The organism is Nocardia anocheti (assembly GCF_029675105.1).
Taxonomy (GTDB): Bacteria; Actinomycetota; Actinomycetes; order Mycobacteriales; family Mycobacteriaceae; genus Nocardia.
This window is the reverse complement of record NZ_JAQQFV010000004.1, coordinates 76088-91659: the sequence shown is the minus strand read 5'-3', so window position 1 is coordinate 91659 and position 15572 is coordinate 76088. Positions and strand designations below refer to the sequence as shown.

At 69.2% G+C, this 15572-nt stretch carries 14 protein-coding genes and 1 pseudogene; 9 read left to right on the top strand and 6 right to left on the bottom strand.

Annotated elements, in window-relative coordinates:
- Nucleotides 1-107: 107 nt before the first annotated feature.
- The 6 genes from aceE to QC180_RS11375 all read left to right on the top strand — a co-directional run bounded on the left by aceE (nucleotide 108) and on the right by QC180_RS11375 (nucleotide 8582).
- Nucleotides 108-2990 (top strand): pyruvate dehydrogenase (acetyl-transferring), homodimeric type, encoded by a 2883-nt coding sequence (gene aceE / locus QC180_RS11400; RefSeq protein WP_474646417.1) that lies wholly within the window; start codon nucleotides 108-110, stop codon nucleotides 2988-2990.
- 44 nt (nucleotides 2991-3034) lie between these two features.
- Nucleotides 3035-4336 carry a PucR family transcriptional regulator gene (locus tag QC180_RS11395; RefSeq protein ID WP_278263125.1) on the top strand — a complete coding sequence of 434 codons (1302 nt, stop codon included), beginning with the start codon at nucleotides 3035-3037 and terminating at the stop codon, nucleotides 4334-4336.
- A 127-nt stretch (nucleotides 4337-4463) separates the two neighbouring features.
- On the top strand, nucleotides 4464-5378 hold the full coding sequence (locus QC180_RS11390; RefSeq protein WP_278262658.1) for an ACP S-malonyltransferase: 915 nt from the start codon (nucleotides 4464-4466) through the stop codon (nucleotides 5376-5378).
- A gap of 81 nt (nucleotides 5379-5459) precedes the next feature.
- Nucleotides 5460-5759: a meromycolate extension acyl carrier protein AcpM gene (acpM, locus tag QC180_RS11385; RefSeq protein ID WP_043649469.1), complete on the top strand. Its 300-nt coding sequence runs from the start codon at nucleotides 5460-5462 to the stop codon at nucleotides 5757-5759.
- Nucleotides 5760-5769: 10 nt separating this feature from the next.
- Entirely contained in the window at nucleotides 5770-7020 is a 1251-nt protein-coding gene (locus QC180_RS11380; protein ID WP_278262657.1) for a KasA/KasB family beta-ketoacyl-ACP synthase, read from the top strand.
- Between the two features lie 131 nt (nucleotides 7021-7151).
- On the top strand, nucleotides 7152-8582 hold the full coding sequence (locus QC180_RS11375) for an acyl-CoA carboxylase subunit beta (RefSeq protein ID WP_278262656.1): 1431 nt from the start codon (nucleotides 7152-7154) through the stop codon (nucleotides 8580-8582).
- Nucleotides 8583-8662: 80 nt separating this feature from the next.
- Here QC180_RS11375 and QC180_RS11370 read toward each other — a convergent pair whose 3' ends face one another.
- A complete protein-coding gene (locus QC180_RS11370) occupies nucleotides 8663-8842 on the bottom strand; it encodes a VOC family protein (RefSeq protein WP_278263124.1) in 180 nt (59 codons plus the stop codon).
- A gap of 57 nt (nucleotides 8843-8899) precedes the next feature.
- Nucleotides 8900-9172: pseudogene (locus QC180_RS11365) on the bottom strand (hypothetical protein); the annotation flags it as partial.
- Between the two features lie 57 nt (nucleotides 9173-9229).
- Here QC180_RS11365 and QC180_RS11360 point away from each other — a divergent pair.
- Nucleotides 9230-9583, top strand: a complete 354-nt coding sequence (locus QC180_RS11360) for a hypothetical protein (protein ID WP_278262655.1) — start codon at nucleotides 9230-9232, stop codon at nucleotides 9581-9583.
- 7 nt (nucleotides 9584-9590) lie between these two features.
- Nucleotides 9591-10052: a winged helix-turn-helix transcriptional regulator gene (locus QC180_RS11355; RefSeq protein WP_278262654.1), complete on the top strand. Its 462-nt coding sequence runs from the start codon at nucleotides 9591-9593 to the stop codon at nucleotides 10050-10052.
- Between the two features lie 43 nt (nucleotides 10053-10095).
- Here the strand turns inward: QC180_RS11355 and QC180_RS11350 are convergent, their stop codons facing one another.
- Complete coding sequence (locus tag QC180_RS11350) at nucleotides 10096-10782, bottom strand: nitroreductase (RefSeq protein ID WP_278262653.1); 687 nt, start codon at nucleotides 10780-10782, stop codon at nucleotides 10096-10098.
- Nucleotides 10783-10910: 128 nt separating this feature from the next.
- Nucleotides 10911-12728: a vWA domain-containing protein gene (locus QC180_RS11345; RefSeq protein WP_278262652.1), complete on the bottom strand. Its 1818-nt coding sequence runs from the start codon at nucleotides 12726-12728 to the stop codon at nucleotides 10911-10913.
- Between the two features lie 167 nt (nucleotides 12729-12895).
- Between QC180_RS11345 and QC180_RS11340 the strand changes: the two genes are divergently transcribed.
- Complete coding sequence (locus QC180_RS11340; RefSeq protein ID WP_278262651.1) at nucleotides 12896-14746, top strand: Eco57I restriction-modification methylase domain-containing protein; 1851 nt, start codon at nucleotides 12896-12898, stop codon at nucleotides 14744-14746.
- On the opposite strand, the gene QC180_RS11335 is transcribed toward QC180_RS11340, so the two are convergent.
- On the bottom strand, nucleotides 14740-15363 hold the full coding sequence (locus QC180_RS11335; protein ID WP_278262650.1) for a TetR/AcrR family transcriptional regulator: 624 nt from the start codon (nucleotides 15361-15363) through the stop codon (nucleotides 14740-14742). The genes QC180_RS11340 and QC180_RS11335 overlap by 7 nt on opposite strands.
- A 7-nt stretch (nucleotides 15364-15370) precedes the next feature.
- The gene (locus QC180_RS11330; RefSeq protein WP_278262649.1) at nucleotides 15371-15559 is read right to left on the bottom strand and encodes a hypothetical protein; all 189 of its coding nucleotides are present in this window, start codon (nucleotides 15557-15559) and stop codon (nucleotides 15371-15373) included.
- Nucleotides 15560-15572 lie beyond the last annotated feature (13 nt).

The following is a 15572-nucleotide window of genomic DNA, read 5'->3' as shown; positions in this document are numbered from 1 at the left end:
TGGGGGTGCGCCCGGATCTTTCGTGACGGGTGGCCCGCACACCAAGCGGGCAGGCCCGGGGATAGCGACGCCAACAAGCAGTTCAGCCCCCTGTACGAGGAGCAGATTTGACCGACCTGATCCACCCTGTTTCAGCGAATTCCGGCCAGGAACCACCCCCGGCGGATGCCGAACCCGCCACCAGAACCACCGGCGAGCGCGTTCGGGTGATCCGTGAGGGCGTGGCGTCGTATCTTCCCGATATCGACCCGGAGGAGACCAGCGAATGGCTCGAATCCTTCGACGACATGCTCGACCGGGAGGGCCCGGGCCGTGCCCGCTATCTGATGCTGCGGTTGCTCGAGCGCGCCGGGGAGCGGCGTGTCTCGATTCCGGCGCTCACCTCCACCGACTACGTCAACACCATCCCCACCGAGAACGAACCCTGGTTCCCCGGTGACGAGGAGGTCGAGCGCCGCTACCGCGCCTGGATCCGGTGGAACGCCGCGATCATGGTGCACCGCGCGCAGCGCCCCGGCATCGGTGTGGGCGGACACATTTCGACCTACGCGTCCTCGGCGGCGCTCTACGAGGTGGGCTTCAACCACTTCTTCCGCGGCAAGGACCATCCCGGTGGCGGCGACAGCGTCTTCATCCAGGGCCACGCCTCGCCCGGCATCTACGCGCGCGCGTTCCTGGAGGGCAGACTCAGCGCCGACCGGCTCGACGGCTTCCGTCAGGAGTACAGCCACGGCGGCCTCGGCAAGGGCCTGCCGTCGTATCCGCATCCGCGCCTGATGACCGACTTCTGGGAATTCCCGACGGTGTCGATGGGCCTGGGCCCGATGAACGCCATCTACCAGGCCCGGTTCAACCACTACCTGCACGATCGCGGCATCAAGGACACCTCCGACCAGCACGTGTGGGCCTTCCTGGGCGACGGCGAGATGGACGAGCCGGAATCGCGCGGCCTGATCCAGGTGGCCGCCAACGAGGCGCTCGACAACCTGACCTTCGTCATCAACTGCAACCTGCAGCGCCTGGACGGGCCGGTGCGTGGCAACGGCAAGATCATCCAGGAGCTGGAGTCGTTCTTCCGGGGCGCGGGCTGGAACGTCATCAAGGTGGTCTGGGGCCGCGAGTGGGACGCGCTGCTGGGCGCCGACCGCGACGGCGCGCTGGTGAACCTGATGAACACCACCCCCGACGGGGACTACCAGACCTACAAGGCCAATGACGGCGCCTACGTGCGCGATCACTTCTTCGGCCGCGACCCGCGCACCAAGGCACTGGTGCAGCACATGTCCGACAGCGAGATCTGGAACCTCAAGCGCGGCGGCCACGACTACCGCAAGGTCTACGCGGCCTACGCGGCGGCCATGGCGCACAAGGGCCAGCCGACGGTGATCCTGGCCAAGACGATCAAGGGCTACACCCTCGGCAAGCACTTCGAGGGCCGCAACGCCACCCACCAGATGAAGAAACTGGCGCTGCAGGACCTCAAGGACTTCCGCGATCTGCAGCGCATCCCGATCAGCGACGCCGAGCTGGAGAAGGACCCGTACCTGCCGCCGTACTACCACCCCGGCATGGACAACCCGGCCATCCAGTACCTGCTGGCCCGCCGTCAGGCACTGGGCGGTTTCGTGCCGGAGCGGCGCTCCCCGGCCAAGCCGCTGACGCTGCCCGGCGACGAGGCCTACCGCTCGGTGCGCAAGGGCTCGGGCAAACAGAAGGTCGCCACCACGATGGCGCTGGTGCGGCTGATGAAGGAACTGCTGCGCGACAAGGAGATCGGCAAGCGGATCGTGCCGATCATCCCCGACGAGGCCCGCACCTTCGGTATGGACTCGTGGTTCCCGACGCTGAAGATCTACAACCGCAACGGCCAGCTCTACACCTCGGTCGACGCGGAACTGATGCTCGCCTACAAGGAGAGCACCGTCGGCCAGATCATGCACGAGGGCATCAACGAGGCCGGGTCCACCGCGTCGTTCACCGCGGCGGCCACCTCCTACGCCACTCACGGCGAGCCGATGATCCCGCTCTACATCTTCTATTCGATGTTCGGCTTCCAGCGCACCGGTGACAGCTTCTGGGCCGCGGCCGACCAGCTGGCGCGCGGGTTCGTCCTCGGGGCAACCGCGGGGCGCACCACGCTCACCGGTGAGGGTCTGCAGCACAACGACGGGCAGTCGCTGCTGCTGGCCTCGACCAATCCGGCGGTGGTCACCTACGACCCGGCGTTCTCCTTCGAGATCGCCCACATCGTGCGCGACGGCCTGCGCCGGATGTACGGGGGCGGGACGGCGGCGCCGAGCAAGCTGCCGGGCGCGCATCCGCAGCCCACCGGCACCTTCGGCGGCGAGGACATCTTCTACTACATCACCCTGTACAACGAGCCCTACCAGCAGCCCGCGGAGCCCGAGGGCCTGGATGTGGCCGGGCTGCTCAAGGGTCTGTACCTGTACCGGCCCGGTGGCGAGGGCGAGGTGCGCGCGCAGATCCTGGTCTCGGGCGTGACCGTGCCCGACGGGCTGCGGGCCCAGGAGATCCTGGCCGAGCAGTGGGGCGTGGCCGCGGACGTGTGGTCGGTGACCTCCTTCGGCGAGCTGCGTCGCGAGGCGCTGGACAAGGAGATCGCGGCGCTGGAGCAGCCGGAGAAGGAGGCGGAGGTCCCGTACGTCACCGAGGCGCTCGCCTCGGCGCGGGGCCCGGTGGTGGCCGCGACCGACTGGATGCGCGCGGTCGCCGACCAGATCCGCCAGTGGGTGCCCGGCGACTACACCACCCTGGGCACCGACGGGTTCGGCTTCTCCGACACCCGGCCCGCCGCACGGCGCGTGTTCAAGGTCGACGCCGAGTCGATCGTGGTCGCGGTGCTGGAGGGCCTGGTGAAGGACGGCACGTTCGACAAGGCGAGGGCGGTGGAGGCGGCCGAGAAATACCGCATCCACGACGTGGCCGCCGCGCCGAAGCCGAGTGCGGACGCGGGCGAGGAACTCGCGTAGCGGACTATTGGACTGTGGAGCGTAAACCGCCGCGGCCCCGCCGGATCACCGAGGGAACCAGCGAGCACGAGGTCTATCTGCCGACCGGGGCACTGTCCCCGAATCGGCAGACCCGTGATCCGCTGCCCGACACGCTGCTCAAGCGCGTCAAACAGTTCTCGGGACGGCTGTCCACCGAGGCGGTGGGGTCGATGCAGGACCGGCTGCCGTTCTTCGCCGATCTCGACGCCGCGCAGCGTGCGGGCGTGCAGATGCTGGTGCAGACGGCGGTCGTGAACTTCCTGGAGTGGTTGCAGGATCCCGACTCCGATATCCGCTTCAGCCTGGACGCGTTCCAGGTGATCCCGCAGGATCTGGCGCGGCGGCTGACGCTGCGCCAGACCGTGGACATGGTGCGGGTGGCCATGGACTTCTTCGAGCAGTGGCTGCCCGCCCTGGCCCGCAACGACCGGCAACTGGTGGCGCTCACCGAGGCGGTGCTGCGGTACGGGCGTGAGCTCGGCTTCGCGGCCGCCTCGGTGTACGCCAGCGCCGCGGAATCACGCGGCGCGTGGGACACCCGCCTGGAGGCCCTGGTGGTCGACGCGGTGGTTCGCGGGGACACCGGCCCGGACATGCTCTCCCGGGCCGCCACGCTCAACTGGGACGCCACCGCGCCCGCCACCGTGTTGGTCGGCACGCCCCCGCCGGATCAGGGGGTGTCCACGGTGGGCGCGGTGCACACCATCGCGAGCAGGCACGGCCGGGCCGCGCTGGCGGTGGTGCAGGGCGCGCGGTTGGTGATGGTGGTCAGTGGGCATCTCGGCGACGCCGGGATCGCCTCGGGCTTCCTCACCGACCTGCTCGCCGAGGTGTTCTCCGACGGGCCGGTGGTGATCGGGCCGACCATGCGCACCCTGGGCGCCGCGCACGCCAGCGCGATCGAGGCACTGGCCGGGATGGAGGCCGTGGTGGGCTGGCGCGGCGCGCCAAGGCCCGTTCACGCCTCGGAATTGCTGCCCGAACGCGCCCTGCTGGGCGATAGAGCTGCGGTGGAGGCGTTGAACGAGTATCTTGTCCTCCCGTTGGCCTCGGCCGGATCTTCGTTGTCCGACACACTCGACGCCTACCTGGATTGTGGTGGAGCAGTAGAAACGTGCGCGCGTCAGCTGTACGTCCATCCAAATACCGTTCGGTACCGACTCAAACGAATCGGCGAAATCACCGGACGTGATCCGATGAATCCGCGTGACGCTTATGTGCTCCGAATCGCGGCCACAGTGGGCCGTTTGACTCGAACGCATAACGAATCGTCACCCCCCGTCACAGAAACCCCGCCCGCCCCAGTGGGTCAGGAGCCCCTGTAACGCGATCGGGGAATCGGTCGATCAGGACAGCCCACCTCGGATTTTGTGGAACCCCTACAAAACCCATCCGAAACCTTCATTCGCGCCGACATCTCGTGCGGCGGGGGTCACAGTGTTTTCTTAGGGGGTGATCGCGTTGTTCACCCCTGGACAGGGGTCCCAGACTCCCGGCATGCTCGCGCCCTGGCTCGCCCTCCCCGGCGCCACGGACCGCCTCGAGCTGTGGTCGAAGGCCGCCGGCCTCGACCTGGTTCGTCTAGGCACCACCGCGACCGCGGAGGAGATCGTCGACACGGCGGTCACCCAGCCGCTCGTGGTCGCGGCCGCGCTGCTCGCGTTCGCCGAAATCGCCCCGGAAACGCTGTCGGCGGATACCATCGTCGCCGGACACTCGGTCGGCGAATTCGCCGCAGCCGCTGTCGCCGGCGTCATCACCGCCGACGAGGCGGTCTCTCTCGCCGCTATCCGCGGTCGGGAGATGGCCAAGGCGTGTGCGCTGGAACCGACCGGCATGTCCGCGGTGCTCGGTGGCGACGAAGCCGCCGTGCTCGCCCGGCTCGCCGAGCTCGATCTCGTCCCGGCCAACCGCAACGCGGTCGGCCAGATCGTCGCAGCGGGCCGGATGGACGCTCTGGCGGAGCTCGCCGCGAACCCGCCGGAGAAGGCACGGGTCCGCGCATTGCCCGTCGCCGGTGCGTTCCACACCGCCTTCATGGCCCCGGCGCGCGATGCCGTCGCCGAGGCCATCGCCCAGATCACGCCGCACGACCCGGCGCGCACGCTGCTGTCGAACTTCGACGGCCAGCCCGTCACCTCGGGCGCCGACGCGATCGACAAGCTCGCCGCGCAGGTCACCCGCCCCGTGCGCTGGGACCTGTGCACCGAGACCGTCCGCGCCGCCGGTGTCTCGGCCGTGGCCGAACTGCCCCCGGCGGGCACCCTCGTCGGTATCGCGAAACGGGAGCTGAAGGGCACACCCAATCTGGCCCTGAAGACTCCGGAAGACCTCCCCGCGTTGGTCGCACTGACCACCTCCGGCTAGCTTTCCCCCCGGCGGTCGCGCACGACGAGGTGCCGACCGTCCAAGACCCCTATCAATGAGAACAAGAAGGGAGCCACCAAAGTGGCCGCTCTGACCCAGGAACAGATCGTCGAAGAGCTCGGCAAGATCATCGAAGAGGTGACGGGTATCGAACCCTCCGAGGTGACCATCGAGAAGTCCTTCGTCGACGACCTGGACATCGACTCGCTGTCCATGGTCGAGATCGCTGTGCAGACCGAGGACAAGTACGGCGTCAAGATCCCCGACGAGGATCTGGCCAGCCTGAAGACCGTGGGCGACGCCGTTGCCTACATCCAGAAGCTCGAGGCGGAGAACTCCGACGCCGCCGCGGAGCTCAAGGCCAAGTTCGACGCCGAGTAGGGCCGACACTGTGACCACTCCTTCCACCTTGAACGGGAATTTCCCCAACGTCGTCGTCACCAGCATGGCGGCGACCACGTCGATCGCGGGTGATGTCGATGCGACGTGGAAGGGACTCCTCAACGGTGAGAGCGGAATCGACGTTCTCGAGGATTCCTTCATCGAGGAATACGACCTGCCGGTGCGCATCGGCGGTCACCTGAAAGTCAGCCCCGACACCCTGCTGAGCCGGGTCGAGATCCGCCGCATGGCGTATGTCGAGCGCCTGGCGACCGTCCTCGGTCGCGAGGTGTGGAAGAACGCGGGCAGCCCGGAGGTCGACCACGACCGCCTGGGCGTCGCGATCGGCACCGGCCTCGGTGGCGGCGACGCGCTGATCGACTCGGTCGACAAGCTGAAGAACGGTGGCTACCGCAAGATCTCGCCGCTGGCTGTTCAGATGGTCATGCCGAACGGTCCGTCGGCCGTCGTCGGTCTCGAGCTGAAGGCCAGGGCGGGAGTGGTCACTCCGGTCTCGGCGTGCTCGTCGGGCTCGGAGGCCATCGCCAACGCGTGGCGGATGATCGTGATGGGTGACGCCGACATGGTCGTCACCGGTGGCGTCGAGGGTTTCATCGACTCCGTGCCGATCGCGGCGTTCTCCATGATGCGGGCGATGAGCACGCGCAACGACGATCCCAAGGGTGCTTCGCGTCCGTTCGACAAGGATCGCGACGGCTTCGTCTTCGGCGAAGCGGGCGCGCTCATGACGATCGAGACCGAGGAGCACGCGAAGGCTCGCGGTGCCACCATCCACGCGCGTCTGCTGGGTGCCGGTATCACTTCCGACGGCTTCCACCTGGTCGCTCCCGATCCCGAGGGCACCGGTGCGGCCAGGGCGATGACCCGCGCGATCCAGACCGCCGGTCTGACCAAGCAGGACATCACCCACATCAACGCCCACGCGACCGCGACCCCCATCGGCGACACCGCCGAGGCCAACGCGATCACCAAGGCCGTGGGTAACCACGCTTCGGTCTACGCGCCGAAGTCGGCACTGGGCCACTCGATCGGCGCCGTCGGCGCGCTCGAGTCGGTGCTCACCGTGCTCGCGATCCGGGACGGCATCGTCCCGCCGACGCTGAACCTGGACAACCAGGATCCGGAGATCGATCTCGATGTGGTGCACGGGCAGGCCCGTCACCAGGAGATCGAGTACGCGATCAACAATTCCTTCGGCTTCGGTGGGCACAACGTCGCGCTCGCCTTCGGTCGGGCCTAGCCGCGCCGATCGACTGCATCACGATCCCCGGTGGGGGTCGCGCCAACTGAATGGTTCGACCTCCACCGGTGGTTCGCCATACGCAGCCGCCGCAGCGGCGAGAATCTCACACGAAGGTAGGAGTAAACGCGATGACCATCATTGCTCCCGCGTTTCAAGACACGACGACCGATCCGCGTGACCCGCTCGGTCGGCTCCAGCGATTCTTCGACCCCGGCACCGTCCTACCGCTACACCCGCGGGACAAGTCCGGTGTCCTGGCCGCGATCGGCGAGGTCGACGGTGTGCGCACCGTGGCCTACTGCTCCGACGCCACCGTCATGGGTGGCGCGATGGGCGTCGACGGCTGCAAGCACATCGTCGACGCGATCGACACCGCCATCGATTCCGGCATCCCGGTCGTGGGCCTGTGGCACTCCGGTGGCGCGCGCCTGGCCGAGGGTGTCGAGGCCCTGCACGCGGTCGGCTTGGTCTTCGAGGCCATGGTCCGCGCGTCCGGTCTCGTCCCGCAGATCTCGGTGGTGCTCGGCTTCGCCGCCGGTGGCGCCGCCTACGGGCCCGCGCTGACCGACGTCGTCATCATGGCGCCCGAGGGCCGCGTCTTCGTCACCGGTCCGGACGTAGTGCGTTCGGTGACCGGCGAGAACGTCGACATGGAGACCCTCGGCGGGCCCACCACGCATTTCAAGAAGTCCGGCGTGTGCCACATCGCCGCCGACGACGAGGCCGATGCCATGCACCGCGCCCGTCGCCTGGTGTCGATGTTCGCCGAGCAGGGCGAGTTCGACCTGGTCGCGGCCGAGCACGGCGACGTCGACCTCAAGGCGATGTTGCCGGAGTCGGCCAAGCGCGCCTACGACGTGAAGCCGATCATCCACGAGCTGCTCGACAACGTCGACGGTGAGTCCTCGTTCGAGGAGCTGCAGGGCGGTTACGCGCGCAGCATGGTCGTCGGTCTGGGCCGTCTCGGTGGCCGCACCGTCGGCGTGCTGGCCAACAACCCGCTGCGCCTGGGCGGCTGCCTCAACTCCGAGAGCGCCGAGAAGGCCTCGCGCTTCGTGCGCCTGTGCGACGCGTTCGGCATCCCGCTGATCGTCGTCACCGATGTGCCCGGGTACCTGCCGGGTGTCGGTCAGGAGCTCGAGGGCGTGGTCCGTCGCGGTGCCAAGCTGCTGCACGCCTTCGCCGAGGCCCGCGTCCCGCGCGTCACCCTGGTGACCCGCAAGATCTACGGCGGTGCCTACATCGCGATGAACGCCCGCTCGCTGGGCGCGACCGCGGTGTACGCCTGGCCCGGTTCCGAGGTGGCCGTCATGGGCGCCAAGGCCGCGGTCGGCATCCTGCACAAGAAGGCGCTCGCCGCCGCGCCCGAAGCAGAGCGCGAGGCCCTGCACGAACGCCTCACCGCCGAGCACGAGAAGATCGCGGGCGGCGTCGAGCGCGCCGTCGCGATCGGCGTGGTCGATCAGGTCATCGACCCGGCCAAGACCCGCAGCATCATCGCCGCGGCCCTGGCCTCGGCCCCGGCCCGCAAGAGCCACCACAAGAACATCCCGCTGTGACCTGACAGCACCGCACCACCTTCGGGCCCCGGACAACCTCCGGGGCCCGAACCCGTTCCGGGTGCCGATCAGTCGGAGCCTCAACGGAAGTACTGGACCAGGCAGAACTCGTGATCCTCGGGATCGCTCATGACCATGACGACGCCTTCGTCGTAGTCGTGCCGCTCGCCGGACCAGCGGCCGCCCAAGCTCTCGACCTCACGGCGACCGGCTTCGATGTCGCCGACCTCGATGTCTAGGTGGATGCGAACCTTTCCGATCTTGGGCTCGGTCAGTGCAGTCGATCGTGATCCCGACCCATCGATTCGCCATGCCCATCAGCATGAACGAGTCGGGTTGTCCGTGTTCCGCGTCAAGCAGGAATCGATGCGGATGTCGCAGCGTCGTCGGGCCAGGCAGATGAGCGCGGCGTTGTGTTTGTTCCCCTCGGCTCTGTTCTGGTCGTAGTAGGCACGGCTGGTCGGATCGTGCGGGGCGGCGAACGCCGACGGGAACAACGCCCGTTTGAGCGAACACCGCTCGGAGGCGGGATTCGTCGCGGTGACCATGGGACTCGGTCTCAGGCCCATGAATCCGGTAACGGGGCTTATTCGTGTGCGATCGGGTGGTGTGATCCGTACGCTGGCTCCGACGTCGAAGGGGGGCGAATGAGTCGCAGGAGAAGTCCGCAGGAGAAGAAGGCGCTCAGTTACGCCAAGGATCGCCGCAATGTCTACGGGGAGAACGACAAGAGTTCGCGGAAGAACATCCCTCGCGGCAAACGCATCCCCAATCGGGTGGACCGCCACCGGGAGAACCTCTTCGTCGCCGCGCTCGGACCGTTGGACCTCGACGCCGCCGAGGACTGCGAGGTCACGCTGCGGTCGACCCGGTCGAAATGGCACACCTCGCGCTGGCGTAAACGCGCGGACGCGCCGCTCGGCCCGGTCGTCGCCTACCGCCTCGCGCGACGGCGCGAGCGGGCGGGCGGACCGCCGCGGCCCGACGACGCGCACGCATAATCGAGGGGTGCGCTACGAGGAGTTGGCGGAGTTTCCGTGTTCGATCACGCGGCCGTTGGTGATCTTCGGGGATCGGTGGACGTTGCTGATCTTGAAGTATTGCTTTTCCGGGGTGCGGCGGTTCAACGCGTTCCAGCAGGCGTTGGGGATTTCTCGGAGCAGGCTGGGGGATCGGCTGGAACGGTTGATCGAGCACGGGATTCTGGAGAAGCGGCCTGCCGAGGACGGGGCGTACGAGGAGTATCGGCTCACCGACAAGGGGCACGCCATCTATCCGATTCTGATGGCTATCCGCGACTGGGGTGACACGTATATGGCGCCTGACGGGCCCCCGGTCGAATACCGCCACCGTGACTGCACCGGTGAAGCGCACGTCCACCTCACCTGCGATGCCTGCGATTCCGAACTCACCGCCCGCGACATCACCCCCGAACCGGGCCCGGGCCTCGCCACCTTCTCGGACAGCTGATCACCGCGCTGTGGTGGCGGCATCGGCCGCCACCGTGGCGTGCTCAGGCGGTGTGCCAGGTGACCTGGTCGTCGAGGGGTGCGCGGGCGGTGCGGAAGCTGTTGACGGAGTGGTCGAGGTCGGGGTGGCCGAAGGAGACGCCGAAGACGACCTTGCGGTGCTCGGGGAGGCCGAAGTACTCGTGCAAGAAGGGCGCGTAGGAGGCCAGCGCCGCCTGGGGTGCGGCGCCGAGGCCGAGCGCTTGGGCGCCGAGCAGGAAGTTCTCCAGCCACAGGCCGCAGTCGATCGCACCGTAGACCCCGAGATCGGCCTCGGAGGTGACGATCGCGACGTGCGGTGCGTCGAAGAACTCGAAGTTGCGCACCATCTGGCGCATCGTCTTCTCGTGGTCGCCCTTGACGATGCCGAGCGAGTCGTAGAGCTGGAAACCGCAGGTCCGTCTGCGTTCCTTGTAGACCCCCGCGTACTCGGCGGGAAACTCGAAATCGGGTGCGGTGCCGTGACTCTGGATATAGGTGAGCAGTTCCTTGCGGAACCGTTCGGTGCCCTCACCCTCGGTCACCACGACCTGCCACGGCTGGGTGTTGCACCACGACGGGGTGCGCTGGGCGAGGCCGAGCAGGCGCTCGATGGTGGCGCGCTCGACCGGCTCGGGCCGGAACTGACGACAGGTCCAGCGGTCCTCGGCCAGCCGTCGCAGGGTGGCGAAATCGGAATCGGTCGGCGCCATCGTGCGGCCCCCTCGGTTCGGTGCGGAGAGAACTGGTCTCTTTTCGAGACCAACCTAGCAGGCGGGTCGGGCGCGCGGAACCCGTCGACACCGCGAATTCCGGTGTCGACGGGGGAGACTCGCCGAACTCAGGCGCGTCGGCGCAGGACCACGACCGCGATCCCGATCCCGGCCAGCACCGCAACACCCGCCGCCCCGAGGGCATAGGCCGTCCATGGCCGGGCGGTGGTCGGGGTGCCGCTCACAGAGGCGGGCGGGGTCTGCTCACCGAGGACGTCCGCGCTCCCGGCCACATAGACCGGTCCCGGCTCCGGCGTGCCCGCCACGGTCAGGTCCAGTCGCACCGGCGTGGGAGGCAGAGCTTCGGCGCCCATCGGCAGCCCGACCTTGACGGCGAGGTAGTACCAGCCCGCCACCGACTGCCGCCGCACCGCCGAGTCGTTCGCCTCGCGGTTGGCGTAGCGGATCGGCACCGACGCCACCTCCAGGTCGGTGGACGAGCGACCGGTGTAAGCGGTGGTGTCGGAATCGATCTCGCGCCCCAGCGGCGAGAACAGCGTGGTCTCCACATTGGTGGCCGAGGTGCGGTTCGCGCCGCCGGTCTCGGCGAAGTGCACCCGGTAGGCCAGGCCCTGACCCCAGTCCAGGCGCACCTTGTAGAAGACGTACTCGCCCGACCGCACGGTGTCGGTGTAGCCGCCGCTGCCGTCGAGTTCGCCCGCCACGGTGAACGCGCCGCCACCGCTGACCGGGCGCGGCGCACCGGTGGGGGCGGTGAACGGGGTGGTGCGGGTGTCGGCGGGCGGGCCCGCGTCGGTGACGCCCGGTTCGATGCCGACCAGCAGCTCCACCGGAAGCCGGGCGGGTGCGCCCGTCGGCGCGACGTCCCAGTTCAATTCGTAGTAGTAGCGGCCGCCGCCCGCGCAATCGCCCGAGCCGTCGGCGGTCGCGCCCTCGAAGGTGTTGGCGATGGTGAGCGCCGCGCCGTCACCGGCCCTGGTCTCCAGTTCGCGTTCGCGCACGTTGCAGGAGGTGCCATCGCGGCCGTAGACGCGCAGCTCCAGGGCGGCGAGGTCCTCGGTGACGGAGACGTCGGGCGCGCGCGGGAAGGAGACGATGCCGGTGAAGTAGGCGGTCGCGCCCGCGGGTACGTCGACGGCGTAGAAGCGCTTCTCCCGCTGGCCGATGGTGTCCAGATACTGGCCGGGTTCGGCGACCGGGGCGGTGTCGTAGCGGTCGGTGCCGGTGATCGGGGTGCCGGTGGCCTGGTAGTCGCGCAGGGCGGCTGCGCTCACCCGGGGCAGGACGCGTTCGAGCGCGGCGCCGTCGGCGGCGTCGGTGTAGGTGCCGCCGGTGGCCTGGGCCATGCAGGTGAGTTGGGCGCGGGCCTTGTCGTCGACGGCGAATCCGATCGAGTGCACGACCAGATCGACTCCCTGCCGCTTCAACTCCGCGGCGACCTCGCACGGGTCCGGTGGCGCGCAGGTGTCGTCGCCGTCGGAGACGAGCACGATCGAGCGCGGGCCGGAGTCGGGCAGCGCGTCGGCGGCCTGGCGCAGCGCGGTGCCCATCGGGGTCCAGCCGCGAGCCTGGATACCGTCGACGGCACTGGTCAGGCCGGGCCTGTCGAGGGTGGTCGGCGGGTGCAGGACCCGCACGTCACGGCATCCTGCGACCTTGTCCGCCTCGGCGTTGGAGGTGCCGGTGCCGTAGGTGGTGAGGCCGACCGCCGCCTCGGCCGGGGCCGTCTCGACGAAGCCGCGCACCGCCCGCTTCGCCGAATCCATCATGGTGCCGCCCTGATCGGGACGTTCCATCGACCCGGAGGCGTCGAGGATGATCATGGTCGGTGCGTACTGTCCGGGGTCGGCGTGTGCGGGGACCGCGGTGGGCAGGACGGCGACCGCGGCGGCGAGCGCGATGAGCAGTGGACGGAATCTCGGCATTGTCCTCGACTTCGACGAACCAGCGGTGAAACCGGACAGACGTTACCCATCGGGCACGGCGGGCTCCAGCCCCAGAAGTGGTGGCACATCCCACCGTTTGCCGAGCGAAATGCCGTCGCGGCTGGTGACGCGGGCCTTTTGCGCCGCGGTCGCGCACAATCGAACCCATGGCTTCGCAGGCCCGTGCCGCCCAGGAGCGCAAACGGCACGGCAGGCACTACACGCCGCCGGACCTCGCGCGGTTCCTGGTCCGCCGTGCCCTGCGGCACTGCCCACCCGCCCCGGAACTGCGGGTACTCGACCCGGCCTGCGGAGACGGGGAACTGCTGCTGGCCGTGCGGCGCGAACTGGCGCTGCGCGCACCGGCGGCCCAGGTGCACCTGACCGGCTACGACCTGGACCGCACCGCGACGGAGCAGACCGCGCGCCGGGCCGCCGCCGAGAACATCGAGATCGATTGCCACTGCGGTGACTTCCTCGCCGCCGCGCCCCGCCTGCCCGCCGCGTCGTTCGATCTCGTCATCAGCAATCCGCCCTATGTGCGCACCCAGCAGCTCGGCGGCGCGACCGCGCGCCTGCTGAGCAAACAGTTCGGGCTGCGCGGCCGTATCGACCTGACCCACCCCTTCGTGGCGCTCGCGCCCCGGCTGCTCACTCCCGACGGCGTGCTCGGATTGCTCTGCGCCAACCGGTTCCTCACCACCAGGGCGGGTGCGAACCTGCGCCGGATACTCACCGGCGAACTGCACCCCGCCGAGCTCTACGACCTCGGTGACACCAAACTCTTCACCGCCGCGGTACTACCCGCGATCACCGTCGCCACCCGCCGCGTCCAGGCGGGACCGTGCCGGTACGTGTCGGTCTACGAGCAGGCGGGCGCCGTGGCCGGGGGCGACACCGCGTTGTTCGACGCGCTGTCCGGGGACGAGGACTGCCTGGTCGGCACGGGCGGCCGGGTGTTCGCCGTGGAGGTCGGCGTCCTCGCGACCGGGTCACCGCCGCGTGCCGGAGTCACCGAGACGTGGGGGGATTCGGTGGCGGACGTGGTGATCCGGCAACCGGTCCGCGGCAGGGGCGCCGGTGCGCGGCCGGACGGGGACGCGGTGATCCGGCACGCGGGGCAGCGCGGCGCGCGAGGACAGAAGTCCGGGCGCGCCCGCACCACGGACCCGCTCCCCGCGACCAGCACGGACGAGCGTGGCGTCCGGAGCGAGGAGGCCTGGCGGATGTCGCGTCCGGATCTCGACCGCTGGCTGGCCCGCATCGCCGAGCGCACCTGGCGCTGCTTCGGCGACACCGCGCGGATCCGGGTGGGCATCAAGACCACGGCCGACCGGGTGTTCATCTCCGATCGCTGGGACCAGAAGGACCCGACACCCGAGCCGGAGTTGTTGCGGCAGTTGATCACTCATCACGACCTGGAACCGTGGCGGATCGGGCGGGCGCGCGGCACCCGGGTGCTCTATCCCTACGATCTGGCCCAGCCGCGCCGCACACCGGTCGACCTCGCCGAATTCCCCGACGCCGCACGGTATCTGCGCGCCCACGAGCAGGTGCTGGCCGGGCGACGGTATGTGCTCGACGGGGGCCGCCAGTGGTTCGAGATCTGGGTACCGCAGCGCCCGCACCTGTGGGGCGCGCCGAAACTGGTGTTCCCCGATATCAGCGAGCGGCCCCGCTTCGCGCTCGACCGGTCCGGCGCCGTGGTCAACGGCGACTGCTACTGGATCTCGCTGACCGACCTCGGTGACGGCGACCGGGCCACCGACCTGGCGTATCTGCTGATGGGCGTGGCGAATTCGTCCCTGGGTCTGCGCTTCTACGACGCGGTGTGCGGCAACCGGTTGTACTCGGGCAGGCGGCGCTGGATCACCCAGTACGTCGCCCGGCTGCCGCTGCCCGACCCGGCCGCGCCCGCCGCGGGCGAGATCGTGCGGCAGGTGCGCGCGGTGCTCGACGAGGGGGTCACCGCCGCCGGGATCGACGAGGCGGTGGCCGCCGCGTTCGGGGTTCAGTGAGCGGTGCGGATGCCGACCATGGGGAGCAGGGTGCGCCGGGCGAACTCGCGGCCCGCCTCGGCGTCGTCGAGGGGGATGAGCCCGTCGGGGGTGAGCGCGAGCGAGAGCGCCAGCCGGGCGAGGACCTCGGCGACCAGGTCGGGGTCGAAGGTCAGCTCCGGCATGTCGGCCTGGAGCTCGCGCAGTTTCTCGGCGAGATAGGCGCGACCGACCGCGAGGATCGGCCCGGCGTCGGTGGTGAGCCGGGGCAGGATCATCTCCGGTTCGGTGCCGAGCAGTCGCCGCAGCAGCTCGTTGCCCGCGATGGTGGTGACGAACGCGACGAAGATCTCCACCAGCTGATCGCCGGGTTCGGTGACCGCCCGCACGCGCTCATCGATCTCGGCCACATACCGCTGCGCCTCGCGCACGCCGACCGCCTCGACCAGGTCGTTCTTGGATTCGAAGCGCCGGTACAGGGTGGCCGGGCTGATCCCGGCCCGCCGCGCGATCTCGCCCATGCTCGTGCGTTTGATCCCGAAATCCAGGAACGCCGACAGCGCGCTGTCGAGCAGCTTCTCACCATCGGATCCGGGCTTTTCCAGTATCCGCGCGAGGATGGACGAAACGGTAGGCATCGCCCCATTATCCCCGGGGGGACAGATCCAGGGCGACCATCTCCTGTTCGATCGCGTTGGCGGCGAAGTGCACGCCGCGGGAACGTAGTTCGTGGACGCGGCACCGCAGTGCCTCGATTCCCCCGGGTTGGGCCGCGATATCGGCCACGCTGAGCGGTCCCCCCGCTCGGTGCACACCGGACTGCCTGTATGCCACCGTGATACCTCCT